At 71.4% G+C, this 24,195-nt stretch carries 22 protein-coding genes, 2 tRNA genes, 1 pseudogene and 1 riboswitch; of the genes and pseudogenes, 16 read left to right on the top strand and 9 right to left on the bottom strand.

Features of this window, described 5'->3' with window-relative positions; genetic code table 11:
* The 6 genes and pseudogenes from ACIBTU_RS03675 to ACIBTU_RS03650 all read left to right on the top strand — a co-directional run.
* A pseudogene (locus ACIBTU_RS03675) lies at positions 1-255 on the top strand (RNA helicase); the annotation flags it as partial.
* A 177-nt stretch (positions 256-432) separates the two neighbouring features.
* On the top strand, positions 433-2,559 hold the full coding sequence (locus tag ACIBTU_RS03670; protein WP_399124261.1) for an FG-GAP repeat domain-containing protein: 2,127 nt from the start codon (positions 433-435) through the stop codon (positions 2,557-2,559).
* Positions 2,560-2,620: 61 nt separating this feature from the next.
* Positions 2,621-4,156: an amino acid permease gene (locus tag ACIBTU_RS03665; RefSeq protein ID WP_399124260.1), complete on the top strand. Its 1,536-nt coding sequence runs from the start codon at positions 2,621-2,623 to the stop codon at positions 4,154-4,156.
* A 367-nt stretch (positions 4,157-4,523) separates the two neighbouring features.
* Complete coding sequence (locus tag ACIBTU_RS03660) at positions 4,524-6,434, top strand: LamG domain-containing protein (RefSeq protein ID WP_399124259.1); 1,911 nt, start codon at positions 4,524-4,526, stop codon at positions 6,432-6,434.
* Positions 6,435-6,545: 111 nt separating this feature from the next.
* Positions 6,546-6,618 (top strand) — tRNA-Lys (locus ACIBTU_RS03655).
* Between the two features lie 181 nt (positions 6,619-6,799).
* Positions 6,800-7,573: a hypothetical protein gene (locus ACIBTU_RS03650; protein ID WP_399124258.1), complete on the top strand. Its 774-nt coding sequence runs from the start codon at positions 6,800-6,802 to the stop codon at positions 7,571-7,573.
* 11 nt (positions 7,574-7,584) lie between these two features.
* On the opposite strand, the gene ACIBTU_RS03645 is transcribed toward ACIBTU_RS03650, so the two are convergent.
* Positions 7,585-8,958, bottom strand: coding sequence for an FAD-dependent oxidoreductase (locus ACIBTU_RS03645; protein WP_399124257.1), 1,374 nt, complete (start codon positions 8,956-8,958; stop codon positions 7,585-7,587).
* Between the two features lie 184 nt (positions 8,959-9,142).
* Here ACIBTU_RS03645 and ACIBTU_RS03640 point away from each other — a divergent pair, with 184 nt between their 5' ends.
* The gene (locus tag ACIBTU_RS03640; RefSeq protein ID WP_399124256.1) at positions 9,143-9,514 is read left to right on the top strand and encodes an ArsR/SmtB family transcription factor; all 372 of its coding nucleotides are present in this window, start codon (positions 9,143-9,145) and stop codon (positions 9,512-9,514) included.
* A gap of 52 nt (positions 9,515-9,566) precedes the next feature.
* On the opposite strand, the gene arsB is transcribed toward ACIBTU_RS03640, so the two are convergent.
* A complete protein-coding gene (gene arsB / locus ACIBTU_RS03635) occupies positions 9,567-10,679 on the bottom strand; it encodes an ACR3 family arsenite efflux transporter (protein WP_399124255.1) in 1,113 nt (370 codons plus the stop codon).
* Positions 10,676-10,984, bottom strand: a complete 309-nt coding sequence (locus tag ACIBTU_RS03630; RefSeq protein WP_399124254.1) for an ArsR/SmtB family transcription factor — start codon at positions 10,982-10,984, stop codon at positions 10,676-10,678. The genes arsB and ACIBTU_RS03630 overlap by 4 nt, the downstream gene beginning before the upstream one ends.
* 99 nt (positions 10,985-11,083) lie before the next feature.
* On the opposite strand from ACIBTU_RS03630, the gene ACIBTU_RS03625 reads away from it, so the two are divergent.
* Entirely contained in the window at positions 11,084-11,488 is a 405-nt protein-coding gene (locus ACIBTU_RS03625; RefSeq protein ID WP_399124253.1) for an arsenate reductase ArsC, read from the top strand.
* A gap of 30 nt (positions 11,489-11,518) precedes the next feature.
* Here the strand turns inward: ACIBTU_RS03625 and ACIBTU_RS03620 are convergent, their stop codons facing one another.
* On the bottom strand, positions 11,519-12,538 hold the full coding sequence (locus ACIBTU_RS03620) for a DUF389 domain-containing protein (protein WP_399124252.1): 1,020 nt from the start codon (positions 12,536-12,538) through the stop codon (positions 11,519-11,521).
* A gap of 232 nt (positions 12,539-12,770) precedes the next feature.
* On the opposite strand from ACIBTU_RS03620, the gene ACIBTU_RS03615 reads away from it, so the two are divergent.
* From ACIBTU_RS03615 to ACIBTU_RS03605, 3 genes are read left to right on the top strand one after another with little or no spacing between them, the layout of a single operon-like run.
* Positions 12,771-13,178 (top strand): SHOCT domain-containing protein, encoded by a 408-nt coding sequence (locus ACIBTU_RS03615; RefSeq protein WP_399124251.1) that lies wholly within the window; start codon positions 12,771-12,773, stop codon positions 13,176-13,178.
* Between the two features lie 26 nt (positions 13,179-13,204).
* A complete protein-coding gene (locus ACIBTU_RS03610; protein ID WP_399124250.1) occupies positions 13,205-13,642 on the top strand; it encodes a DUF6325 family protein in 438 nt (145 codons plus the stop codon).
* Between the two features lie 53 nt (positions 13,643-13,695).
* The gene (locus tag ACIBTU_RS03605; RefSeq protein ID WP_399124249.1) at positions 13,696-14,004 is read left to right on the top strand and encodes an SHOCT domain-containing protein; all 309 of its coding nucleotides are present in this window, start codon (positions 13,696-13,698) and stop codon (positions 14,002-14,004) included.
* A gap of 101 nt (positions 14,005-14,105) precedes the next feature.
* Here ACIBTU_RS03605 and ACIBTU_RS03600 read toward each other — a convergent pair whose 3' ends face one another.
* From ACIBTU_RS03600 to ACIBTU_RS03585, 4 genes are all read right to left on the bottom strand, one after another.
* A complete protein-coding gene (locus ACIBTU_RS03600; RefSeq protein ID WP_399124248.1) occupies positions 14,106-15,359 on the bottom strand; it encodes an MFS transporter in 1,254 nt (417 codons plus the stop codon).
* An 84-nt stretch (positions 15,360-15,443) separates the two neighbouring features.
* A complete protein-coding gene (locus tag ACIBTU_RS03595) occupies positions 15,444-15,974 on the bottom strand; it encodes a carboxymuconolactone decarboxylase family protein (RefSeq protein WP_399124247.1) in 531 nt (176 codons plus the stop codon).
* 76 nt (positions 15,975-16,050) lie between these two features.
* Entirely contained in the window at positions 16,051-16,917 is an 867-nt protein-coding gene (locus ACIBTU_RS03590; RefSeq protein ID WP_399124246.1) for a hypothetical protein, read from the bottom strand.
* Positions 16,918-17,060: 143 nt separating this feature from the next.
* A complete protein-coding gene (locus ACIBTU_RS03585) occupies positions 17,061-18,500 on the bottom strand; it encodes an MFS transporter (RefSeq protein WP_399124245.1) in 1,440 nt (479 codons plus the stop codon).
* 185 nt (positions 18,501-18,685) lie between these two features.
* On the opposite strand from ACIBTU_RS03585, the gene ACIBTU_RS03580 reads away from it, so the two are divergent.
* Positions 18,686-19,324, top strand: coding sequence for a TetR/AcrR family transcriptional regulator (locus ACIBTU_RS03580; RefSeq protein WP_399124244.1), 639 nt, complete (start codon positions 18,686-18,688; stop codon positions 19,322-19,324).
* On the opposite strand, the gene ACIBTU_RS03575 is transcribed toward ACIBTU_RS03580, so the two are convergent.
* On the bottom strand, positions 19,311-19,661 hold the full coding sequence (locus tag ACIBTU_RS03575; RefSeq protein WP_399124807.1) for a helix-turn-helix transcriptional regulator: 351 nt from the start codon (positions 19,659-19,661) through the stop codon (positions 19,311-19,313). The two genes, ACIBTU_RS03580 and ACIBTU_RS03575, sit on opposite strands and share 14 nt — an antisense overlap.
* Positions 19,662-19,923: 262 nt before the next feature.
* Between ACIBTU_RS03575 and ACIBTU_RS03570 the strand changes: the two genes are divergently transcribed.
* The 4 genes from ACIBTU_RS03570 (at position 19,924) to ACIBTU_RS03555 (ending at position 24,082) form a co-directional block, all read left to right on the top strand.
* Positions 19,924-21,150, top strand: coding sequence for an alginate lyase family protein (locus tag ACIBTU_RS03570; protein ID WP_399124243.1), 1,227 nt, complete (start codon positions 19,924-19,926; stop codon positions 21,148-21,150).
* A gap of 67 nt (positions 21,151-21,217) precedes the next feature.
* A tRNA-Met gene (locus ACIBTU_RS03565) sits at positions 21,218-21,291 on the top strand.
* Positions 21,292-21,504: 213 nt separating this feature from the next.
* The gene (locus tag ACIBTU_RS03560; protein ID WP_399124242.1) at positions 21,505-22,608 is read left to right on the top strand and encodes a PP2C family protein-serine/threonine phosphatase; all 1,104 of its coding nucleotides are present in this window, start codon (positions 21,505-21,507) and stop codon (positions 22,606-22,608) included.
* 244 nt (positions 22,609-22,852) lie between these two features.
* Positions 22,853-23,006: riboswitch (cyclic di-AMP (ydaO/yuaA leader) on the top strand.
* An 11-nt stretch (positions 23,007-23,017) separates the two neighbouring features.
* Positions 23,018-24,082, top strand: a complete 1,065-nt coding sequence (locus tag ACIBTU_RS03555; RefSeq protein WP_399124241.1) for a M23 family metallopeptidase — start codon at positions 23,018-23,020, stop codon at positions 24,080-24,082.
* Positions 24,083-24,195: the final 113 nt, after the last annotated feature.

Raw genomic sequence — 24,195 nt, 5'->3', positions numbered from 1 at the left:
GGCGACCGTGGTGGCCGTTCCTTCGAGCGTCGTGACGACCGTGGCGGCGACCGTGGCGGCTTCCGCCGTGACGACCGCCCGTCGACCGGGCACCGGGGCAGCGACCGTCCGTTCAACCGTGACCGCCGCGACGACCGTCCCGCCACGGGCCACCGCCCGTACGGCCGCCGTGACGACCACCGCGGCGCCGGCTCCGGCTCCGGTTCGTCCTTCGGCCGCCGCGACGACAAGCCGCGCTGGAAGCGCAACGGCTGACACTGACCGGCACTGAGTGCTGAAGCGGGTCCATCTCTTCACGAGGTGGGCCCGCTTTTTTGTGCCCACCGGTCGTGTGCGCGCTGCTAGGCTCCGGGGGCCCGTGTCACGGGCCTTCACTTTCGTACCGAGGGGCCCCACACCCTCCATGGTTCACCCATGGTTCAAGGAGGGGCATTGCCTCGTCGGGGTCGTCTTCTGTCGGTGTCGCTGGCCGCGCTCATGGCGCTCGGCGCCGCCTCGCTCACCTTCGCGCAGCCCGTGGGTGCGGCGGATGCCGAGACCGTCATCCCGACGGACGGCGTCTGGGGCATCGACTTCGCCGGCGGTCATCTCAGCACCGTCGAGCGGGCTCCCAACGGGGAGCAGTACGTCACCGACCGGACCGTCTCGGCGGACGGCGCCACCGTGGGGGCCGTGTCGCGGCGCGGGTTCGCGGGGACGTTCGCGGTCGGTCAGCACGCCGAACGCGTTCCGTGCGACGCGGCCGGCGGCTGTGTGCCGCTGCGGGCGACCGGCGACGGCAGCGTCGGCTACTTCTCCGTCCACAGCGACGGCACCGAGCGGGCGCAGATCTGGCTGGGCCCGGACTCGTACCACTCCGCCGACGAGCCCTCCGTCACCGGTGGCCGGTTCACCGACGTCAGCGGCCGCTTCTACGCCTACTCCGCCGCCTCCACCGGCAAGCAGTACGTCGACGCCACGCAGACCTACCGGTCGGCGGACGTGCGGCTGACCCGCACCACGAGCGCCGCGTCGCTGTGGGGCACGCGGCTGTGGACTCCGGGATCCGGCGCGGGGGTGGTCACCTCGTACGACCTGAAGGCGAAGAAGACGGTGGCGACCGTGTCCACCGGGGCGCCGTGCACCGTCAAGGAGCTTCAGGTGATGGGGCGTTGGCTGTACTGGAACTGCGGTTCCGGCGGCCCTGCCGGGGTCTACGACCTCACGGCGAAGAAGAACATCACCGTGCCGTCCGGGCCCGCGCTCGTCGGCGACGGCTATCTCGTCCAGCACGACCGGACCGCCGGGAAGCTGGTGCTCACCGACTTCCACACCGGCACGGTGCAGGCCCCACGCGCCGTCGCCGACCTGCCGGCGGGCGGCACCGCGGACCAGCGGCGGCTGACCTGGTCCGTGGACAAGTTCGGCGGAGACATCGCGTACGTGGGACAGGACGGTTCCGTCCATGTCGTGCAGAGCGGCGTGCCGGCGCAGAGCCTCACGAAGATCGAGTCGGATGTCGACGACGAGACCCTGGACGCCAAGGGCCGCGACGGCGCCTCGACCGCCTGGAACAGCACCTGGCAGTTCAACAAGCCCGCCACCTGGACGTTCACGGTGAAGGACGGCTCCGGCAAGGTGGTGCGCACCCTGCGCGGCGGGGGTGACGCCGCGGCGAAGGTGGAGTGGGACGGCCGGACGGACGCGGGCGCCTACGCCTACAACGCCGCCTACACGTGGACCCTGTCCGCGACCGGTGCCGACGGCACCGGCACCTTCGGCACCACGGGCACCATCAACCTGACCGGCGGACTGCAGGGCCACCACGACCAGGGCGGCCTCCGCTTCGGCGAGATGGTCACCCTCAACTCCTCCGGCGGCCTGACGCTGCACTACACCGAGGGCAAGGGCACGTTCGACTGGAAGCAGTCCGGATCCGGCTGGCCCGCGGGCACCGTGGCCGTGCCGTTCGGCGACATGGGCAGCGACCGCTGCTCCGAGCTGCTGGTGCGGATGCCGGACGGCGAGCTGCGCCGGTACGCGGGCAAGTGCGGCAGCGGCGCCTACGTCCCCGGGAGCAGCCACACCTCGCTGGGCACCGGCTGGAACGCGTACAACGTGCTGACCGCGCCCGGCGACCTGACCGGTGACGGGCGGACGGACCTGCTGGCCCGCAAGGCGTCCACGGGTGACATCTACGTGTTCGCCAACGACGGCAACGGCAAGCTGCTCGCGGGCAAGAAGATCCGCTCCGCCTGGACCTACACCCACATCGTCGGCGCGGGTGACCTGAACGGTGACGGGCTCGGGGACCTGCTGGCCCGTGGCAAGGACGGCACCCTCTACCGCTACGACGGCAAGGGCGACGGCACCCTGAAGGACCGGGTCACGGTGTTCACCGACTGGGGCGGCTCGTACACGACGATCGTGGGGGCCGGCGACATCACGGGTGACGGCCGTAACGACCTCGTCGTGCGGGACAAGAGCGGGAACCTGTACCGCAACGACGGCAAGGGGAACGGGTCGTTCACCGCGCGGACGCAGATCGCGACCGGGTGGGCGTACAAGGGCGTCTTCTAGCCGCCCGGTCGGTCCTTGATCGACCGCATGTCAGGCCCCCGGCACGGGAATCGCTGGGGGCATGACAAGTGAAGCGAACGAAGAGATCGACCGGAAACCACCGCCGGGGCCGCAGGGCCCGGCGGTGAGCGCCGGCTCGGACGAGGAGCGTCTCGCCCAGCTCGGCTACACCCAGGTGCTGGCCCGCCGGATGTCGGCCTTCTCCAACTACGCCGTCTCCTTCACCATCATCTCCGTCCTGTCCGGCTGCCTGACGCTGTATCTGTTCGGCATGAACACCGGCGGCCCCGTGCTCATCACCTGGGGCTGGGTCGGCGTCGGCCTGATGACGCTGTTCGTCGGGCTCGCGATGGCCGAGATCTGTTCGGCCTATCCGACCTCCGCGGGGCTGTACTTCTGGGCGCACCGGCTCGCCCCGGAGCGGTCGGCGGCGGCCTGGGCCTGGTTCACGGGCTGGTTCAACGTGCTGGGGCAGGTCGCCGTGACCGCCGGCATCGACTTCGGCGCCGCGTCCTTCCTCGGCGCGTACCTGAACCTGCAGTTCGGCTTCGAGGTGACGCCCGGCCGCACGATCCTGCTCTTCGCCGCGATCCTGCTGCTGCACGGCCTGCTGAACACCTTCGGCGTCCGCATCGTCGCGTTCCTCAACAGCGTCAGCGTGTGGTGGCACGTGCTCGGCGTCGTCGTCATCGTCGGCGCGCTCGCCCTCGTCCCCGACCACCACCAGTCGACGGCCTTCGTCTTCACGCACTTCGTCGACAACACCGGCTGGGGCAACAGCCTCTACGTCGTCCTGATCGGCCTGCTCATGGCCCAGTACACGTTCACCGGCTACGACGCCTCCGCGCACATGACCGAGGAGACCCACGACGCGTCCACGGCCGGACCGAAGGGCATCGTCCGCTCGATCTGGACCTCCTGGATCGCCGGCTTCGTCCTTCTCCTCGGCTTCACCTACGCGATCCAGTCGTACCAGGGCGCCCTGAAGTCGCCGACCGGTGCGCCGCCCGCGCAGATCCTCCTCGACGCGCTCGGCGCCACCAGCGGCAAGCTCCTCCTCCTGGTCGTGATCGGCGCCCAGCTCTTCTGCGGCATGGCCTCCGTCACCGCCAACTCCCGTATGATCTACGCCTTCTCGCGCGACGGCGCCCTGCCGTTCTCCCGCGTCTGGCACACCGTCAGCCCGCGCACCCGCACCCCCGTCGCCGCCGTCTGGCTCGCGGCGGCGGGCGCCCTCGTCCTCGGCCTGCCGTACCTCATCAACGTCACGGCGTACGCGGCCGTGACCTCGATCGCCGTCATCGGCCTCTACATCGCGTACGTCGTGCCGACGCTGCTGCGGCTGCGCAAGGGCGAGGCGTTCGAGCGCGGCCCCTGGCACCTGGGCCGCTGGTCCCGCCCGATCGGCATCGTCGCGGTCGCCTGGGTCGCCGTCATCACGGTCCTCTTCATGCTCCCCCAGCTCTCCCCGGTCACCTGGGAGACCTTCAACTACGCCCCGATCGCGGTCCTCGTCGTCCTCGGCTTCGCCGGGACGTGGTGGGGGGTGTCGGCGCGGCACTGGTTCCTGCGTTCCCCTGCCTCTGAGGAGCGCTGAGCGTTCCCTCCCCGGGGCGCCCGGGCGCCCCGGGGCCCGCGGGCCGCCTGTGGAAAATGACGATCCTGTTGTCAGCGGCTGCTGTTAAGGTCCCGCAACCGGACCCCAGCGGTCCGCTGATGTTCGGGAGCCGGTGGGGAGCCGGCCCCGGGGAGGGGAGTACCCGTTGCCTCGTCATGCCCTCGTACGGTCGGCCGTCGCTGCCGTACTGGCTTCGTCCGCCGTCGTGGCCGTCCCGTGGACCGCGATGGCCGCTGCGAACCAACAGCCCGCGCAGCCGTCCCGTTCCGACCTGCGTACCGGTGGTCAGGAGTGTGTGGCGGGCCCTGAGCGGCCTGTCATCCGCACCCGGCCGACGATGAGTGCCGTGTTGCACGACCCGGACGGCACGTCGGTCAGCGCCGAGTTCGAGGTGTCCTGGACGGACGATGCGGGGGAGTCGCAGGTACGAACGCTCGGGCCGACCACTTTCAAGGCTGACGGCAGCCCTTTCAGCATGCCCGTGCCCGACGACGTGCCTGCTTTCACGGAAGTGAGCTGGCGTGTAAGGGCGTTCGACGGAGACCTGTGGGGACCGTGGAGCTCGGCGGGCGGACAGCGGCCTTGCGAGTTCGAGTACGACAACGAGGCCCCTGCCCCGCCCGTCGTGTCGTCCGAGGAGTATCCGGACGACGACGTGTGGCACGACGGAGTGGGACGGTACGGGCTGTTCACCGCCGACTCGGAGTCCGAGGACGCGGTCGGCTACCGGTACACCTTCCTCGGCGGCACGCCACGGACGGTACGGCCGGACGTTCCCGGCGGGCCGGTGACCCTGAACTGGTTGCCCGAGACGGCCGGGCCGAAGAGCGTAGAGGTCCAGGCGGTGGACCGCGCGGGCAATCTGAGCGCACCGGCGAACTACGGCTTCCGGGTGACCAGCGGCCGTGCGCCGGTCGCCTCCTGGAAGCTCGCCGACGCCGCGGGCAGCACCGAGGCGGCTGCCGAATCCGGTGGTCACGCCGCCGCGTCCGGTGAGGGCGTCGAGTTCGGCGCCGCCGGGCCCGACCGGACCGATGTGACGGGCGCGGTGGAGCTCGACGGGACCGATGGCGCCTACCTGTCGACGGGCGCACCGGCCGTGGCCACCGACAAGGCGTTCTCGGTGAGCGCTTGGGTGCGTCCTGACGCGCTCACCACGGACATGGCCGCTGCCGGCCAGGGCGATGAGTCGTCCGAGGCGTTCCGTCTGGGCACCCATGCACGGGCCGACGGCACACGTGTGTGGTCGTTCGGCTTCGGTGCCCCGGGGGCGCGGGTACTGGCCGAGGGCGGGAGCCCGCAGGTGGGTGAATGGGCCCACCTCGTCGGCGTGTACGACCCGGTGGCCCGGACGGCCCGGCTCTACGTGAACGGGCGAGAGGTCGCGACGGCCGAGGGAGCCACCGGTGCGGAGACCGCCGGGCAGTTCAGCCTGGGCCGGGCGCTCGGGACCGACGGCCCGACGGCGAACTGGCACGGGGCGCTTGCCGACGTGCGGGTCTGGGACCGGATCGTCGTGGCCGACGAGGCCGCGGCCGCGGCGCGCCGTGCGACGCGGAGCACCGGCTACTGGGAGCTCGACGAGGTGGCGGACGGCGTCAGCCCGGAGCGGGACGGCGGTGCCGGGCTGGCACTTGGTGGTGACGCGTCGCTGTACCGGGCCGACAGTTCCTGCGACCCGGGGCTCGACCCGGATTGCGCGCCCTCGGAGGAGCCGATCGCCGGCACGGGGCACCTCCTGCTGGACGGGGACGGCGACTTCGCGGCGACCGGAGGCCCTGTGGTCGACACCTCGGGCAGCTTCTCGGTCGCGTCGTACGTGAAGCTCGACGCGTCGGCGGCGGACCGTTCGGCGACGGTGTTCTCTCTGGCCGGTGAGCATGACGCGCTCGTGTCCGTGGGCTACTCGGCGCAGGACGCCCGATGGGAGGCGACGGTGCGGGACGCGGACGGCGCGGGCACCACGACGACCCTCACGGCCGACGCGGCGGTCTGGCCCGGCACGGCCCAGCACGTCGCGTTCGTCTACGACGCGGAGGCCGACGAGATGCGGCTGTACGTCGATGGCCAACTGTCGGCGCGAGCGCCGTTGCGGGCCACTTGGCGGGCCACGGGCGGACTTCAGCTCGGGCGGACCCTGACCGACGGTGCGTGGGGCGGATACCTGAACGGGGCCGTGGACGAGGTGCACACATTCTCGGGTGCGCTGACCGAGACTCAGGTGGCGCAGTTGAACGGCGGAGCCACGGACATCTGAGACACCCGGCCCGCCCGCAGCCGGTCTGACACCCCGGGATGTCGATACCCGATCGGCGTCCCGGGCGGCTCGGGCTATGCTCGGGGTTGCGTCGGCCGGTGCCGGCGTGGTGGACCCTTAGCTCAATTGGCAGAGCAGTGGACTTTTAATCCATTGGTTGTGGGTTCGAGTCCCACAGGGTCTACGGAGAAAGCCCAGCTCAGACGGTTGTCTGGCTGGGCTTTCGGTTTGTCTGGGGGGCTCAGCGGTTCTGCTGGTGGTGAGGGTGATGGTGATGGTGATGGTGATGGTGATGCGGATCATGATTGTCTGCCAGCCCTTGTAAGGCACCGCTTCGACTCCGACAGTAGGGACCCTTCCTTCCCATGACCGCAGAGCCGGCCCGCCCCGAGTGCGGCGATCCTGAGACCTCTTCGACCACGAGCTTCGTGCCGTTCAAGTCGCCTCTCGTCAAAGCGGTGTTCCGGGACGTGACGCCGTTGCATGTCTCCCGGTCGGCCGTGCTGGCCGCCGCCTCTGTGGCGCGGACCGTGCTGACGGGGATCGTCGACGGCGCGCGGAGGGCGGCGGCGGAGGAGGGGCGGAGGAAGCTGGTCCCGGGGGACTTTGTCGCGGCGATCGACCGGAACGTCGAGTTGGAGGTGGCGGGTGAGTGGTTCGGTCAGAGCCCGACGTTTCGGGGCCTGAACGGTGTCCGGTACGACGCCGAGGGTGTCGTCGTGCCTGCACCCCGGCGCGGGTCGCGTAGATCCAGTGCTGTGGTCGGCGCCCACAGGTTCGAGGGCGGGGTCAGGAAGCTGCTGAGGAGTCGGGGGGTGAGGGCTGTCCCGGCGGTCGTTCGCGACCTGGACGCAACCGCGAGCGTGTTCCTGACGAACCTTGCCCGGGACGCGGCCATGGTCGTCCGTGAGGGTGGGATCAAGCGCTTCGGTTCGGTCACCCTGATGCTGCCGGGCGAGCCGGCCTCGCCCCCGGCCATCGAGGATTCCCTCCGGTCCCTGGCCGTCCGTGAGGGGGACGGGCGGACCGTCGGCAGGGACGATGTCTTGGCCGCCACCACGATGCAGCTGTTCGGCGACATCAGGCAGCGGGCCCTCACCGCAGCACGCGCGGCGACACAGAACAATTCCGCCGGCTGACCGGGTGCCTGTCAGCAGCCGCCGGAGGTGGGGGCCCGCAGAGTGCCGACGGCGCCGAGCTCGATGAGGGTCGGGGCCGGTGCGCAGCAGCCGCCCGCCGAGTCCTCCTCGGCGACTGAGGTGTCGAAGAGGCCGGCACCACCGCACACACCGGTCTCGGGGAGGGTGAGTTCGACGCGGTCGGCCGAGTCCGTGTCGCCGGCGATCGCGGCGACGACGGAGCGGACCTGCTCGTAGCCGGTCAGGGCGAGGAAGGTCGGGGCGCGGCCGTAGGACTTCATGCCGACGAGGTAGACGCCCTCTTCCGGGTGGGACAGCTCGCGGTGGCCGTGGGGGTAGACGGTGCCGCAGGAGTGCTGGTTGGGGTCGATGAGCGGGGCCAGCTCGACCGGGGCTTCGAGGCGCTCGTCCAGGCGCAGCCGGATCTCGGAGAGGAAGGACAGGTCCGGGCGGAAGCCGGTCAGCACGATGACCTCGTCGACCGGGTCGAGCCGGCGGCCGTCGTCGGCGACGAGGATCAGGCGGCCCTCGGTGTCCCGCTCGATCGCCTCGGTACGGAAGCCGGTGACGGCGTCCGCGTGGCCCTCGTCGACGGCTGCCTTCGCGGCCAGACCGAGCGCACCCCGGGCGGGGAGCTGGTCGGCGCTGCCACCGCCGAACGTGGAGCCGCTGATACCGCGGCGCAGGATCCACACACCCTTGGTGCCGGTGCCATCGGCGGCCTTCGCGAGGTCGGCCAGGTAGGCGAGGGCGGTGAAGGCGGAGGCGCCGGAGCCGATGACGGCGGTGCGTCTGCCCGCGTAACGGGCCCGTACGGCAGGGTCGTTGAAGTCGGGGACGCGGTACGAGATCCGGTCGGACGCGGCGCGCTCGCCCAGCGCGGGCAGTCCGCTGCCGCCGGCCGGGGACGGGGTGGCCCAGGTACCGGAGGCGTCGATGACGGCGCGGGCGAGGACGCGCTCCTCGTGCCCGTCCGCGTGGGTGATGTGGACGACGAAGGGCTGTTCGTCGCGGTCGGCGTCCACGATCCGGTCCCGGCCGGCGCGGGAGACGCCGGTGACCCGTGCGCCGGTGCGTACGCGGTCGCCGAGCGCATCGGCGAGCGGCTGGAGGTAGAGGGCGGCCCAGTCGCCGCCGGACGGGTACGTCGCCGGGTCGGGGCGGGTCCAGCCGGTGGGGGTCAGCAGCTTCTCCGCGGCGGGGTCGACGACCTCGCCCCAGGTGGAGAACAGTCGCACGTGGCCCCACTCCCGCACGGCCGCGCCGGCACTGGTGCCCGCCTCCAGAACGAGGGTGTCGATGCCGCGTTCGGCCAGGTGGGCCGCGGCGGCCAGTCCGGCGGGGCCGGCTCCGATGACGACGACGGGGAGCTGCTGGGTGCTCATGACGCTCGGTCTCCTTGAGGGGCGAAGGGGCGGCGGCCGTGGATGAAGGCGGTGCGGCGGGCCCGGGAAGCGGTGAGCGCGGTGCGGAGGACGGTCGTCACGACCGCTCTTGTTTCGATACTTGTCGATGCCTGCCGATGTGCTGGAGCTTGCCACCTGTATCGACGAGTGTCAACATAGACGTATGTCGAATTCAGAGGTTGTGGAGCTGCCCGTTCTTGAGGCTGACGGAGTGGCGCCCTGCTGCCCGCCGCTGACGGAGCGGCCCTTCTCCGCGGAGGAGGCGGAGGTCGCGGCCCGGATGTTCAAGGCGCTCGGCGACCCGGTGCGGCTGCGGCTCTTCTCCCTGGTCGCCTCGCACGAGGGCGGGGAGGCGTGCGTGTGCGACATCTCCGACGTCGGCGTCTCGCAGCCGACGGTCTCCCACCATCTGAAGAAGCTGAAGGATGCCGGACTGCTCACCTCTGAGCGGCGCGGGACCTGGGTCTACTACCGGGTCGAGCCGGCGGTGCTCGCGGCGATGGGGCAGGTGCTGGCTGTGCGTCCGTCGGCCTGACCTGGGTTCCAGAGTGCCTTCCCGCCGATCACCACCGCATCCGCGAGCCGTGTCACGGGGCCGTCGTCACCGCGTCGGCGCCGAACTTCCTGCGCCAGGCCAGGGCCACGTAGACGAGTCCGATCAGGACCGGCACCTCGATCAGTGGGCCGACGACTCCGGACAGCGCCTGCCCGGAGGTCACCCCGAACGTGGCGATGGCGACCGCGATCGCCAGCTCGAAGTTGTTGCCCGCCGCCGTGAACGCGAGGGTGGCCGTGCGGTCGTAGGCGAGGCCGAGGCCCTTGCCGAGGAGGAAGGTGCCGAAGAACATCACGGCGAAGTAGACGAGGAGTGGCAGGGCGATGCGGATGACGTCGACCGGCTGCGAGGTGATCGTCTTCCCTTGGAGGGCGAAGAGGACGATGATCGTGAACAGCAGGCCGTACAGGGCCCAGGGGCCGATCTTCGGAAGGAAGTCGGTCTCGTAGCGCCCGCGGCCCAGCTTCTGCTCGCCGATGCGGCGCGTGAGGAAGCCGGCCAGGAGCGGGATGCCCAGGAAGATGACGACGTTCAGCGCGATGTGCCAGACAGGGACGTCCAGACCCTGGCCGTCGCCGAGGTTCAACCACCGGGGCAGCAGGTCGAGGTAGAACCAGCCGAGCAGCCCGAACGCCAGTACCTGGAAAACCGAGTTGAGGGCAACGAGAACAGCCGCTGCCTCACGGTCGCCGCAGGCCAGGTCGTTCCAGATGATGACCATGGCGATGCAGCGGGCGAGCCCGACGATGATCAGGCCGGTGCGGTACTCGGGCAGGTCCGGCAGGAAGATCCAGGCGAGGGCGAACATCACCGCTGGGCCGACGATCCAGTTGATGACCAGCGAGGAGATCATCAGTTTCTTGTCGCCGGTCACGCGGTCGAGCCGGTCGTAGCGGACCTTCGCGAGGACCGGGTACATCATCACGAGCAGACCGAGCGCGATCGGCAGGGAGATCCCACCGACCTCGATCTTCGCGAGCGCGTCGTTCATCCCCGGGATCAGGCGGCCCAGGCCCAGGCCGACGGCCATGGCGAGCAGGATCCACACCGCGAGGTAGCGGTCGAGGGTGGAGAGTTTCCTGACGATCGAGTCGTCACCGGCATCGGACGGAGCGGGGGCGGTGGTGGGCTCGGCGGCGGTCACGGGCACGCCCTCTTGTTCGCGGCGGCGGCGCGGGCGGACTCGGCCAGTGCGGCGAACTGTTCGGACAGGCCGGCCAGGACCTCGGGCCTGAGCTTGTAGTAGGTGAAGCGCCCGCACGGTTCGGTGTCCACGAGCCCGGCCTCGCGCAGCACCTTCATGTGGTTGGACAGGTTGGTCTGCTTGGCTCCGGTCTCCTCGACCAGGTGCGTCGTGCACAGCGTCTCGCGCGCCAGCAAGGTCACGATCTTCAGGCGGAGCGGATCGCCCAGTACCCGGATCACATCAGCGTCGACTGAAGTCAGCATGCGCTGATACTGTCACATCATTGCTTGCTGATATCAGCAGGGGCTGAAGTCATCGGTAGTGGCGGCCGGCCCGCCCTGCGACCAGAAGGAACGCCCACCATGGCCGACAAGCCGTCCGTCCTGTTCGTCTGCGTCCACAACGCCGGCCGCTCCCAGATGGCCGCGGGATTCCTCGACCACCTCGCCGGTGACCGCATCGAGGTCCGCTCCGCGGGCTCGATCCCCGGCGACCAGGTCAACCCGGCGGCCGTCGAGGCCATGAAGGAAGCCGGCGTCGACATCTCCGCTGCCACCCCGAAGATCCTCACCACCGAGGCCGTTCAGGCGTCCGACTACGTCATCACCATGGGCTGCGGCGACGCCTGCCCGGTCTTCCCGGGCAAGAAGTACCTCGACTGGGCGCTGGAAGACCCGGCAGGCAAGGGGCTCGACTCCGTGCGCCCCATTCGCGACGAGATCAGGACCCGTATCGAGGGGCTCATCGCCGAGATCGACGCCCGGTAGGGCCTACGAGCGCGGACGGTGGGCGGGCCCTCAGCTCAGGGAGCTGTCCTTGACCGTGCAGGTCGAGCCGTCGGCCGGGCACCAGTGGGTGCGGCCGCCGACGAGATGGAGTTCGAGGTCCGCGTCGCTCATGCCGTTGCGGTCGAGCGCGGTGCGCAGTGCGGTCGGCGCGGGCTGGGGCGGCAGGCCGAGGACACCGATGACGACGACGCCGTTGCGGGCCTCGACCGAGGCGATCTGCCATTGGTGGCCGGCGGCCCACTTCTCGGCGACCGGGCGGGCGTCGGCCGCGAGTACGCGGTCCCGGGCCACGGACACGGTGCCGGTGGTGAGCGGCACCGCGATCAGCAGCACCACGGCCGCGACCACCACGAGCGTGCGGCCGTGGAAGCGCCCCACGGCGATGCCGGACTCCTGGGCCGCGCCCCGCACTCCGTACAGCAGGAACACCACGGTCCCGGTCGCCACGATCGCGGCCACGTTGGTCGCGAACAGCAACGCCGACTCGCTCGCGTCGTGGTAGCGGCCGACCGTGATGAGCAGGCCCGTCACGGCGAGGGGCGGCACCAGCGAGATGGCGATGGCGACGCCGGGCAGCGTGTCGGAGATGTCCGCGCGGACCAGCGCGAACGCGCCGACCGTGCCGGTGGCGAGGGCGGCGAGCAGGTCGATGAGGCGCGGGCTGATCCGTGACGAGACCTGGCTGTTGGAGGCGAAGGCGTCCGGGGGAGCCGCGATCCAGCCGAGCAGCATGCCGACCGCGACGACGGCGAGCGCGCCCCCGAGCACGAGCAGGGCGCAGCGCGTCACCTGCGCGCGGTCGGCGAGGACGAGGGCCAGGGCGCTGCCCAGGATCGGTGTCATGAGAGGGGCGACGATCATGGCGCCGATCACGGTGGCGGTGGAGTCGCCCACCACGCCGGCGCTCGCGATGACCGAGGCGAGCACGAGCAGTCCCCAGAAGCGGGTCGAGCTCGGACTCCTGAAGTCCCGCTCGATGAACAGCGTTCCGGTCATCCGGCGTGCGGTGCCCGCGTCGGCATGAGCCATGTGATCAGGAACCTTCCACGGGTGCGGGGCGGCGGGCCCGGCACCCCGCACCGCGCCGATTCCGCTACTGCCAGGGGACCCGCGGAAAGCGGGGTCGGCGCGCCGGATTACGCCGGACGGGTGACCGCGTTTCCGGGGCGACCACGGCGGCGCGGATCTCGAAATGCGCGGCCCGAAAGTGCCGTGAATACTTCTCAGAACCACCCTGTCGCAGGGCGGAAGAGAGGCATTCATGGACGACTACCCGCTGCTGGACCTGTTCCTCACGATGCTGTTCTTCTTCCTCTGGATCATGTGGTTCTTCCTGCTCTTCCGGGTGATCATGGACATCTTCCGGGACGACGACATGAGCGGCTGGGGCAAGACGGGCTGGCTCATCTTCTGCCTGGTCCTGCCGTTCCTCGGGGTGTTCGTCTACGTGATCGCCCGCGGCAAGGGCATGGGGCAGCGGGACGTGAAACAGGCGAAGGACCGGGAATCGGCCTTCCAGGACTACATTCGCAAGACGGCCGGCGAGGCGAATTCGGGCGCCGGTGGGGGCGATGACATCGCCAGACTCGCGAAACTCGCCGAGCTTCATGAATCCGGGTCCCTGAGCGACGAGGAGTTCGGCAAGGCGAAAGCCAAGCTGCTCGCCTGACCGCCGGGCTGGAAAGGTGCATCTCCGTGCTCAGTGAACTCAACGCCGACACCGTCGGCCCGGTGGACGTCGCCGTGATCGCCTTCGAGGGCAACCGGTTCAACGGCGAGGTCGTGCCCGCCCTGCAGGAGCTGCAGCGGGACGGAACCGTCCGCATCCTCGACCTGACCTTCGTACGGAAGACCGGTGACGGCTCCGTCGACGTCGTCGAGCTCACCGACCCGGCGGTGGCGGCGGCGTTCGGCCAGGTCGCCGGGTCCCAGTTCGACCTGCTCAGCGACGAGGACCTGCGCACCGTCGCCGAAGGGCTCCCGCCGGAGTCCTCGGCCGCGGTCGTGGCCTGGGAGAACACCTGGGCCGCCCGGCTCGGCGCCGCGATCCGCGGTTCGGGCGGCGAGATCGTGATGCTGGAGCGCATCCCCAGGACCAGCGTCGCCGAGGCGGTCGCCGCCCTCGGCACGTGACCCGTACCTCGCGGAACAGGTGAGTCCTGAACGCCATGGGAAGGGAACTCGGCATGCCTCAACGCTTCGGGCGGCCCGGACTGCTCGGCACCATCGCCCGCACCGCGGTGATCTCCGGCACCGCCTCCGCGGTCTCCAACAGGGTCAATCGCGGCATGGCCGAGCGGGACATGCGCCGCCAGGAGGAGGCCCAGGCGGGCTGGCAGGCACCGCCGCCGGCCGAGGCCCCCGCCGCGCCGCCGCGACCGCCCGCGGCCACGGACCGGGTCGCCCAGCTCACCGCGCTCGCCGACCTCAAGGCCCAGGGGCTCCTGACCGACGAGGAGTTCGCGGCCGAGAAGGCCCGGGTCCTCAACTCCTGACCGCCGTCGGCGCCACTGTCACCGACGCCGGAACGCCCGCCCCCGCGATCTGTGCGGGGACGGGCGGGCGTCGGCGTTCCGGCGCGTGTGCGGCCGGTGTCTCATGCGGCCTTGGTCAGCGTGGAGCGGTCCAGACGGGCCGGGGCCGTGCCCGTCTCACCGGTGTCGTGGCGCGGCCACAGGAGGAGGGCTCCGACGGCGCCTGCGGCCGCGAGGGCCGCCAGGACGGTCCAGGCGAGCGGGAAGCCGGCCGTCGTGCCGAGCCGGCCGGCGATCGGGTAGGTGATCAGCCAGGCGAGGTGGGACAGGGAGAACTGGGCGGCGAAGATCTCGGGGATCGCGGCGCGGCCGGCTGAGGCGCGCAGGACCTTGCCGGTCGGGGTGATGATCAGCGCCATGCCGATGCCGGTCGTGGCCCAGACGACCGCGGTGCCGGTCCAGGTGGTGAGGCCCGTCGTGACGACGGTGACGGCGGCGGTGGTCGCGGCCACGAGGACGGCGGCGCCGGTGAGCATCACGGTGCGGGCGGCGATCCGGTCGAGGACGCGGGGGAGGGCGAGGGCGGCCAGGAGCGTTCCGGTGCCGGAGGCGGCGAGCATCCAGGCCACGTCCGACTGGGAGCCGCCGAGGACGTCCCGTACGTAGTTGACGGTGTTGACGACGACGATCGAACCGGCCGCCGCGACCGTGAGGTTCAGCGCCATGACGCCGCGCAGCCGCGGGGTCGTGACGAAGGTCCTGATGCCTGCCGCGGCCTTGTCCCAGGCCCTGGTGTGGGCGGAGGGGCGGGCGTCGGGGACGCGGGCCGACAGGACGAGCAGGGCCGAGACGAGGAACCCGGCGGACGTGCCGAGGAACAGCCGGTCGAAGCTCATGAAGGTCAGGGCGACGGCCGCGAGGACGGGGCTGAGCAGGCTCTCCATGGTGGAGGCGACCTGGGAGGCGGACAGCGCCCGGGTGTAGGCGGACTCGTCGGTGACGATGTCGGGGATGACCGCCTGGAAGGTGGGGGTGAAGGCGGCGGAACCGGCCTGGAGCAGGCCGATCAGGACGTAGATGTGCCAGACCTCGCTGACCAGCGGGAGCGCGAGGACGACCGCGCCGCGGAGCACGTCGAGGGCGACGAGGACGGCTCTTCGGGGGAGCCGGTCGATGTACGCGGCGGCCAGCGGGGCGATGACCACGTACATGACCATCTTGATGGTCAGGGCGGTGCCGAGGGCCGTGCCGGCGCGGGGGCCCGCGAGGTCGTAGGCGAGCAGGCCGAGGGCCACCGTGGTGAGCCCGGTGCCGAAGAGGGCGATGACCTGGGCGCCGAAGAGGTGGCGGTAGTCGCGGATCGCGAACAGTCGCATGACGGGTTCCTTCCGTGTGCATGTGGTGGGGCACGGCCCCGGGGCGGGGGCCGTGCCCCGCGGGTACAGGCGGGGGTGTCGCGGTCAGGCATCGGCGTCACCTCCCGGGGTGAGGCCGGCGAGGAGGTTGAAGGCGCCGGTGAGGACGTTCAGGGCGACGACGCCGACGACATCGGCGATCGCGCGGTCGCTGTAGCCGTGCGCGCGCAGCGCGGTGACCTGGTCGTCGGTGATCGACGTCGGCTCGCGGTGGATCTGGAGGGCGAGGGCGACGATCGCCGCGATCGCGGGATCGGCCGAGGTGCCCGCCCGGGCTCGCTCGATCTCGTCCTCGTCCACCCCGAGCGCGCGGGCGGCGGCGATGTGGGCCTCCAGGCAGAGCCCGCAGCCCTGCTGGGCCTGTACGGCCACGGAGATCCGTTCGCTGATCCGGCGGTCGAGCTTGGCGCGGCCCATGGCCCGGCTGAGCTGGAGGTATCCGCCCAGGACGGCCGGTGAGTGGGCCATCGTGGAAACCATGTCGCCGATCTGCCCGTGCCGGGCGACCAGGTCCGCGAGGAGGTCGCGGGAGGCGCCGACGGCCGTCTCGGGGGTGAGGCTGGTGAGGCGGGGCATTGCTTGCGCTCCCTTCCTGGGAGTTCTCGGGGTTCTTGGACGGGGGTAGGGGAGGGGGGTATGTGTGCCGGGCCCGTCAGTGGTGGCCGTGGTGGGCGTGGGCGTCGTCGTGGCTGTGGTCGCCGTGCCCCGTCTCGGCGTCGGCGGTCTTCGGCGCCGTGCGCACGGTGAACTCGGCGGTCCGGACGACGCCCTCGTGCTGGAAGTCCAGGTACAGGCGGTACGTGCCGGCCGAGGGCGCGACGGCCATGAAGGAGATCTCCGGACCCGGCGCGGTGACGCCGTCGCCGGGGGCGCCCTCCGGGTGGACGTGGAGGTAGCCCAGGTCGCCGACGCGCAGGGCCACGAGGTGTCCGTAGGCGGCCAGGTACGGCTCGAGGTCGGTGACGGGCCGGCCGTCGCGGCTGACGGTGAGGGTCAGCTCGCTCGTCTCGCCGGCCCGGAGCGAGCCGTCGAGCGTGACCGCGTAGTCGCCGAGCCGCGCGATGCCGGTGGCCTCGGGGAGGGGCTGCGGGTCGTAGGCGCCGGCGACCGCGACGTCGGCGCCCAGCGTCAGGGTGCCGGTGTGGCCGGCCGGGTGGATGTCGGTGAAGAACCTCCAGTCGCCCGGCGTCAGGGTCAGCTCCGTGGTCCAGACGCCCTTCTCGTCCCGCACCGGGTGCACGTGCTGGAAGCCGGAGGTGTCCCGCCGTACGGCGATGAAGTGCAGTTCCTTCTCGTGCTCGGGCACGAACTCGGTCACGGCCCGCCCGTCGGGGCCGGTCACGCGGAAGGTGATCGTCTGCGGGCCGGCGCCGAGGATCGTCGCGTCGAGCTCCAGCGTGTATCCGCTCTCGGAGACCGACAGGCCGCCGGCCTGAGCGCCGTGACCGGCGTGACCCGCATGGGCGGAGTGGTCGGTGTGACCTGCGTGGCCGGCGTGAGCAGCGTGGTGGTTCGTCATGACGACTCCCTGGGCTCTGATTCGCTCTGATCCGTCTTCGGGCGCCGCCCGCTCGGGGCGACGATCAGAAACATATACCCCCCTGGGGTATCCAGGGAAGGGGATCCGGAGAAAACTTCAGCGCCCGGACCGGGAGCGGGGGCTCAGGTCCGGGGTCGCAGGAAGAGCGCCGCGAGGACGACACCGAGGAGGACCAGACCCGCGTTCACCGCGATGGCCGTCGTGACGCCGGAGTGGACGGCCGAGGCCGTGGTCGCTCCCGCCGTGGCCGCCGTGACCACCGCGGACATGACCGGGGTGCCGAGCGTGATGCCGACCTGCTGCGCCATGGAGGCGAGGCCGGTGGCCAGGCCCTGTTCGGCGTCGGGGAGCCCGCTCGTGGCGGTGACCATGAAGCCCACGATGACGAGCATGTTGCCGACGCCGCCGAAGAAGGTCGCGGGCAGCAGCAGGGCGAGCGAGGCGCCGGTCGACGTGCCGAGGAAGAGCAGCGCCGCGGTGAAGACCGTCTGGACGAGACCGCCCGCCACCAGGGCCGTGAGGGTCGAGGTCCGGGCGATCACGCGCGGGGCGAGCAGCCCGCCGGCCACCGTGCCGAGCCCCAGGACGCCGAAGGTGACGCCGGCCGCGAGCGGTGAGAAGCCCAGGGTCTTCTGCAGGTACAGGGTGAGCAGGTAGACGAGGGACGTCTCGGTGACGAAGGCGAGCAGGCCGAGCACGTTGCCCCAGGCCACGGTGCGGCGGCCGAGCGTGCGCAGCGGCACGAGGGGCGCGGAGGCCCGCCGCTCGACCAGGAAGAACGCGGCGAGCAGGAGCGCGCCCGCGCCGAGTCCGAGCAGGGCGTGCGGGTGGGTCCAGCCGCGTTCGCCGGCCTGCGTGAGCCCGTAGACGAGGCCGAGCAGCCCGAGGGTGACGGTGAGCGCTCCGGGCAGGTCGAGGCGCGGGCGGTCGGTGGGCCGGGACTCCTTGACGACGGCCGGGGCGATCACCACGACGGCCAGCGCGACGGGCACGTTCAGGAAGAACGCCCAGCGCCAGGAGAGGAGGTCGGTCAGGACGCCGCCGAGGATCGCGCCGGTGGTGAAGCCGGCCGACATGAGCGCGCCGTTGATGCCCAGCGCCTTCTGGCGCAGCGGGCCCTCGGCGAAGGAGGTCGTCAGGAGGGCGAGGCCGGCCGGGGTGGCGGCCGCCGTCGCCAGGCCCTGGGCGACCCGGGCGGCGAGCAGCACCTCCGGGCTGGTCGCGAGGCCACCGGCGAGCGAGGCGGCGCCCAGCAGCGCGAGGCTGCCGATGAAGATCCTCTTCCGGCCGATCAGGTCGCCGATCCGGCCGAAGAAGAGGGTGAAGCCGGCCGCCGAGAGCGCGAAGGACGTGGCGATCCACTGCAGGTCGGAGAGCGAGAAGCCGAGGCTGTCGCCGATCGCGGGCAGCGCGACGTTCAGGATCGAGAAGTCGACGGCCAGCATGAACTGGGCGACCAGGAGGACGGCGAGGACCAGCTTCATCCGGCCGGGCAGTCGCTCCGCCGGGGGCGCGGCCTGCGGTGCATGCTGCCGCGCGTCTGTGGGTGCGGTGGTGGACATGGGCGTACAGCCCCTTCCGTGAACGCGTGGACGTGTGAACGCCGAGGAGTAATGGGTCTGTGGTTCCGTTACGCCGGAACGTAGCACGCCTCGGGCTAGTAAGGGAACTGTGGTTCCGATAAGCTGAGTTCTGTGAGGGCGCCGGTCGAGAGACGAGCGCCCACGAACGACGAAGGAGAGCCCCCATGCCCGGCAGCGCCGCAGCCCCCGGCACCCAGCGCCCCGGCGGCCGCACCGCCCGGGTCCGCGAGGCCGTGCTCCAGGCGGCGGGCGACACCCTTGCCGCCGACGGCTTCGACGCCCTGGACCTCGGCGAGATCGCCCGTACCGCCGGCGTCGGCAAGACGACCGTCTACCGGCGCTGGGGCAGCCCCGGCGCCCTCGCCGCCGACCTGCTCGCGGACATGGCGGAGCAGTCACTGCCCCGCGCCGACACCGGCACCCTGGAGGGCGACCTCCGGGCCAACGCCCGCCTGGTCGTGACGACCCTCACCGATCCCCGCCAGGGCCGCCTGTTCAAGGCCCTGATCGCGGCGTCCCTGTGCAACGAGCAGGCCGCCGAGGCACTGCACCGCTTCTACGCCGTGCGGATCGAGGAGTGGGCCGGCTGCGTCACCGACGCCGTCGCCCGCGGGGAGATCCCGGCCGGGACGGACCCGGACGCGGTCGTCGCCGCCGTCTCGGCCCCGCTCTACTACGCCCTGCTCAACACCGGCCGCCCGCTGACGGACACCGAGGCAGCCCGCGCCGCCCGCGCCGTCGCCGAGGCGGCCCGCGCGGGAGTCTGGGCCCCGTCCGGCACCGAAGGAGTCACGGGTTCCTGAGCGGCCGCGTGTGGATCTTCGACATGCAGGCCGGAAGCGAGGCGTCCGCCCCGTGCTCCCGCGCCCGGTACGCACTCGGGCTCTCCCCGACGAGCTCGGTGAACCGCGTGCTGAAGGTGCCGAGCGACGTGCACCCGACCGCGAAACACACCTCGGTCACCGACAGATCGCCGCGCCGCAGCAGCGCCTTCGCCCGCTCGATCCGCCGGGTCATCAGATAGCTGTACGGCGTCTCGCCGAACGCGGCGCGGAAGCTGCGGGAGAAATGGCCCGCGGACATCAGGGCGTCCTGGGCCAGAGCCGCCACGTCGAGCGGTTCGGCGTAGTCGCGGTCCATGCGGTCGCGGGCCCGCCGCAGCCGCACGAGGTCGTCGAGATCCGGGCGCTTCACCCCGCCATTTTCCCACCGGAGCCCGATGGACGGGAGTGTTCCGCACAAGGGCGCCCGGCACCGGGCCCCCGCCCCGGCCCCTGACGCCACCTCAGGAAATGCCGCTTGGGGGAATCTTGACCCGCCGTGCGCTCCCGACCGGCTCAACAGATCCTGCGCCGCCCGCCCCCACGGGTCACGCTTCGAGTGACCGAACCGGAGGTGTTGCATGGCAGCGGGCACGCGGGCACGAGCCGTTCTTCTGGGACTGCTGATTCCCGCCCTGATGGCCGGCGCCACGGCATGCGGCGGCGCGGCCGCCACCCGTGCGCAGATCGCCGACCGTCCCGAGAAACGTCCCACCGGCCAGACCTTCGCCCACCCCGGGGTCCTGGTCGGCAAGGCCCAGCTGACGGCGGCTCGGCAGCACGTCGCGCACCGGCAGGAGCCGTGGCTGTCCGCGTACCGGCAGATGAGCCGCAGCAAGTACGCGGACCTCGCCTACAAGGCGAAGCCGTATGCGGTGGTGGAGTGCCCGCCGGACACGCGCCCCGGGCAGGGCTGCGTGGAGGAGCGCGAGGACGCCATCGCCGCGTACACCCAGGCCCTGCTCTGGAACATGACCGGCAAGAAGGCGCACGCCGAGAAGGCCGTGCAGATCATGGACGCCTGGTCGGACAAGGTGAAGAAGCACACGGAGGGCAACGCCGGGCTGCAGACCGCCTGGGCCGCGACCTCCTGGGCCAAGGCCGCCGAGCTGATGCAGTACACGTACGACGGCTGGCCGGACGGGCGGGAGCTCAAGTTCCAGCGGATGCTGCGGGAGGTCTACCTGCCGGTCGTGCGGGGCGGGTCCGCCGACTTCAACGGGAACTGGGACCTCGTCATGGCCGACGCCACGATGAGCATCGCCGTGTACCTGAACGACAAGCCGTCCTTCGACAAGGCGGTGCACCACTTCCGCACCCGCGTCCCCGCCTACTTCTATCTGTCCTCCGACGGGAAGCTGCCGGTCAAGCCCGAGGGCAGCGACATTGACACCCCGCAGAAGATCCACACGTACTGGTTCGGCCAGACCACGTTCAAGGACGGGCTCGCCCAGGAGACCTGCCGCAACTTCAAGCACGCCAGCTACTCGCTGGCCGCCACCTCGCACATGGCCGAGACCGCCTGGCACCAGGGCCTCGACCTCTACGGCGAGGTGAAGGACCGGCTCGCGGCCGCGCTGGAGTTCCACTCCAAGTACCAGCTGGGCGCGAGTGCCCCCGCCTGGCTGTGCGGCGGCAAGGTGCAGCGGGACATGGGCCCGGACACCGAGGTGGGCCTCGCGCACCTGCGGGGGCGGCTGAGGATGGATCTGCCGCAGACCACCCGGCTCACTCGCGAGGAACGGCCCGAGGGAACGGACGACCTCTTCGTGGCCTGGGAGACCCTCACGCACGCGCGGGCCGCCTGACCAGGAGGGCCTCCCGGCAACCGATTCGCGTTTACCTCCACCGATGGCGTACTGTTGCATTCAACGGCGCGGGGTGGAGCAGCTCGGTAGCTCGCTGGGCTCATAACCCAGAGGTCGCAGGTTCAAATCCTGTCCCCGCTACTGATAGAGCGAGGCCGGAATCTTCCAAGATTCCGGCCTCGCTTCTTTTTTGTTCGCCTCGTTCATCTTGTTCGCCTTGTTCGCCTTGTTCGCCGAAATCCCGCTGCCACCGTGCACCCGGACGGCCCAGCACTGCTCGCCGCCGCGGCCCGCCCCGGGAAACCTTGGGGAGACGCCGGACACTCGGGCGCGCAGGCGGCAGGAGACGAAGCGGTGGGGCAGCGACGCGGGCGGCACGCACACGCACCGGGCAACGGTGGTCTGCGCACCGTCCTGCGCGTCCTCCCCGCACTCCTCGTCATCGGCGGCGCGGTCTACGAGTACGGCACCCCGGCGGGCTTCGCCGGTTCCCCCCTGTTCAGCGCCGCGCCACTGGTGGCGGCCCCGTTCTTCTCGATGCGCGCCACGATCCTGGCCGGGGTCGCCTCGATCGCGGCGATCGTCGCCGTCCATCTGCGCTTCACGAACGACTTCGGCTCCGACGTCGTGACCGAGATGGTCACGGTGGCCACCGTCTGCCTGCTCGCCTGCTTCATCAACCGGATCGTGCGGCACAGCAGCGAACAGCTCGCCTCCGCCCGGCACATCGCGGAGGCGGCCCAGCGCGCCGTCCTGCCCGCCCCGCCCGGCCGGACCGGCGGCCTGGACGTCGCCGTTCGCTACGAGGCCGCGCAGGCGGGCGCGTTCATCGGCGGGGACCTCTACGCGGTGCAGGACACCCCGCACGGGGTGCGCGTCGTCGTCGGCGACGTACGGGGCAAGGGCATGGGCGCGGTGTCGGCGGTGGCCGTCGTCATCGGCGCGTTCCGCGAGGCCGCCGAGCAGGAGGGCAGCCTGGAGAACGTGGCCCGGCGCCTGGAGCGGGCGCTGGCCCGCGAGGGGACGCGGCGCAGCGGTGTCGACGACTTCGAGGGGTTCACGACGGCGGTGCTCGCCGAGTTCCCGTACGGCACCGGCTTGGTGCGGGTGCTCAACCGCGGGCACCCCGAGCCGTTGCTGCTGCACGGCGACGGCACGCTGCGGACGCTCGGTCCGGGTGAGGCCGCGCTGCCGCTCGGCCTGAGCGCGCTGGGCACCTGGCCGGACCGGGCGACCGAGGAGACGTTCCCCGCCGGTGCCACGCTGCTGCTCTACACCGACGGCCTCTCCGAGGCGCGCGACGTGCACGGCGTCTTCTACGACCCGGCGGACCGGCTGGCGGGGCGGAGGTTCGCCGGGCCGGAGGAGCTGCTCGCGGAGGTCGCCGAGGAGGTCCGCGCGCACACCGGAGGGGGCGCGCGGGACGACATGGCGCTGCTCGCCGTACGCCGTCCTTGATCGACATCACGGGGGGTGATCGAACGGCACCCCTGCGCATAACAATTGATACAGCGTCAGAAAGTCGTGGCGGATCCGTGCCCTCCGACGAGGGGTCAACTCGCCCGATTCCGCCCGCTCGTGCCCTGATAAGTCCAGGCCAAAGACGTGAACGATCAGTGGGAACGGCTTGGAAATCGTGTCGGCTGTCTATTAACGTTCGATAACGCAGCGCGGTCGTCCCAGCCGTCACAAGAGTCGGCTCCGCGCGCACGCGCTTAATCCCGCAAGGGAGCCGGGGAACCACCAACTTGGGGTGAATCGGACCGTAGCGACGCATGTGCGTACGTCTACGCCCGTAGGAGACCTTCCTGCTCCGAACCCGTCAGCTAACCCGGTAGGCGAGAAGGAAGGAAAGGAGAGCGCCCCCGTGGCGTCGAACCGTCCTGCCCCCGAGTTCTCCTACGGCTCCGCCGAAGCGTCTGACGACTTCGGCGTCGAGCGAGAGAACTGGGAGGAGTGGAACCCCACCGAGGAGTCCGTCCGACCCGTCCGCGGCCGTCACCGCGTGGCCCGTCAGCGTGGTGGACTCGCGCGCAGCTCCACGGTTCTCGGCGTCGGCGTGATCGCCGCTGTCGGAGCCGGCGGCATCGCGACCGCGCAGGGCGGCAAGCCCGCCGTCTCGCTCTCCATGCCCGACCTGTCCGCGGTCAAGGACTCGCTGCCCGAGGCCAAGTCGCTGCCGGGCGTGGGCGCGCTCATATCCGGCTCGGACGACTCCGCCGACTCCGGGTCCGACTCCTCGCCGGCCGCCCAGGCCGCCCCGCTCACCACGGTGACCGACGGCGCGCAGGGACAGTCCGACGCGGGCGAGGCCCTGCGGGCCCGCATCATGGCCCAGGCCGAGACGCAGCAGTCCGCCGCCGAGGAGGCCGAGCGCAAGGCGGCCGAGGAGGCCGCCGCGCAGAAGGCCGCCGAAGAGGCCGCCGAGCAGCAGAAGGCCGCCGAGGCCAAGGCCGCCGCCGAGAAGAAGGCAGCCGAGGAGGAGGCCAAGCGCAAGGCCGAGGCCGAGCGCCTCGCCAAGCTGGCCAAGAGCTACAAGCTCCCCGTCGCCTCCTACACGCTCACCGGCACCTTCGGTCAGCCCGGCTCCATGTGGTCCTCCGGCTACCACACGGGCCTCGACTTCGCGGCCTCCACCGGTACGCCGATCTACGCGATCCACTCCGGCACCGTCACCGAGGCGGGCTGGGCCGGTGCCTACGGGTACCGCACCGTCCTCACCCTCGACGACGGCACCGAGCTGTGGTTCTGCCACCAGTCCTCGATGAACGTCAGCGTCGGCCAGAAGGTCAGCACCGGCGATGTCATCGGCCGCGTCGGCGCGACCGGCAACGTGACGGGCGCCCACCTCCACCTCGAGGTCCACCCCGACGGCCAGGCCACCGGCGTCGACCCGGCCGCCTGGCTGCGCGACAAGGGCCTCGGTCTCTGACCTTCCCCCAGCCCCGGCGGTCCTGGCGGCAACCCCCCGACGCCAGGGCTGCCGGTTCCGCATGCCCGCGTGCATGCCCGCGCGCGCCCGCAGGCCGACGGGCCGTCAGGTCC

This window comes from Streptomyces sp. NPDC050145, from assembly GCF_044460245.1.
Taxonomy (GTDB): Bacteria; Actinomycetota; Actinomycetes; order Streptomycetales; family Streptomycetaceae; genus Streptomyces.
The sequence above is the reverse complement of the archived record's forward strand: the minus strand, read 5'-3'. Positions and strand labels throughout refer to the sequence as shown.

What these genes read in the sequence shown, in the direction of transcription:
- ACIBTU_RS03585 (WP_399124245.1), bottom strand. Translation starts at nt 18,500, where the DNA reads ATGTCCACCACCGCACCCACAGACGCGCGGCAGCATGCACCGCAGGCC.
- ACIBTU_RS03615 (WP_399124251.1), top strand. Translation starts at nt 12,771, where the DNA reads ATGGACGACTACCCGCTGCTGGACCTGTTCCTCACGATGCTGTTCTTC.
- ACIBTU_RS03595 (WP_399124247.1), bottom strand. Translation starts at nt 15,974, where the DNA reads ATGCCCCGCCTCACCAGCCTCACCCCCGAGACGGCCGTCGGCGCCTCC.
- ACIBTU_RS03605 (WP_399124249.1), top strand. Translation starts at nt 13,696, where the DNA reads ATGCCTCAACGCTTCGGGCGGCCCGGACTGCTCGGCACCATCGCCCGC.
- ACIBTU_RS03590 (WP_399124246.1), bottom strand. Translation starts at nt 16,917, where the DNA reads ATGACGAACCACCACGCTGCTCACGCCGGCCACGCAGGTCACACCGAC.
- ACIBTU_RS03630 (WP_399124254.1), bottom strand. Translation starts at nt 10,984, where the DNA reads ATGCTGACTTCAGTCGACGCTGATGTGATCCGGGTACTGGGCGATCCG.
- ACIBTU_RS03600 (WP_399124248.1), bottom strand. Translation starts at nt 15,359, where the DNA reads ATGCGACTGTTCGCGATCCGCGACTACCGCCACCTCTTCGGCGCCCAG.
- ACIBTU_RS03645 (WP_399124257.1), bottom strand. Translation starts at nt 8,958, where the DNA reads ATGAGCACCCAGCAGCTCCCCGTCGTCGTCATCGGAGCCGGCCCCGCC.
- ACIBTU_RS03640 (WP_399124256.1), top strand. Translation starts at nt 9,143, where the DNA reads ATGTCGAATTCAGAGGTTGTGGAGCTGCCCGTTCTTGAGGCTGACGGA.
- ACIBTU_RS03575 (WP_399124807.1), bottom strand. Translation starts at nt 19,661, where the DNA reads ATGGACCGCGACTACGCCGAACCGCTCGACGTGGCGGCTCTGGCCCAG.
- ACIBTU_RS03650 (WP_399124258.1), top strand. Translation starts at nt 6,800, where the DNA reads ATGACCGCAGAGCCGGCCCGCCCCGAGTGCGGCGATCCTGAGACCTCT.
- ACIBTU_RS03570 (WP_399124243.1), top strand. Translation starts at nt 19,924, where the DNA reads ATGGCAGCGGGCACGCGGGCACGAGCCGTTCTTCTGGGACTGCTGATT.
- ACIBTU_RS03620 (WP_399124252.1), bottom strand. Translation starts at nt 12,538, where the DNA reads ATGGCTCATGCCGACGCGGGCACCGCACGCCGGATGACCGGAACGCTG.
- ACIBTU_RS03665 (WP_399124260.1), top strand. Translation starts at nt 2,621, where the DNA reads ATGACAAGTGAAGCGAACGAAGAGATCGACCGGAAACCACCGCCGGGG.
- ACIBTU_RS03580 (WP_399124244.1), top strand. Translation starts at nt 18,686, where the DNA reads ATGCCCGGCAGCGCCGCAGCCCCCGGCACCCAGCGCCCCGGCGGCCGC.
- ACIBTU_RS03625 (WP_399124253.1), top strand. Translation starts at nt 11,084, where the DNA reads ATGGCCGACAAGCCGTCCGTCCTGTTCGTCTGCGTCCACAACGCCGGC.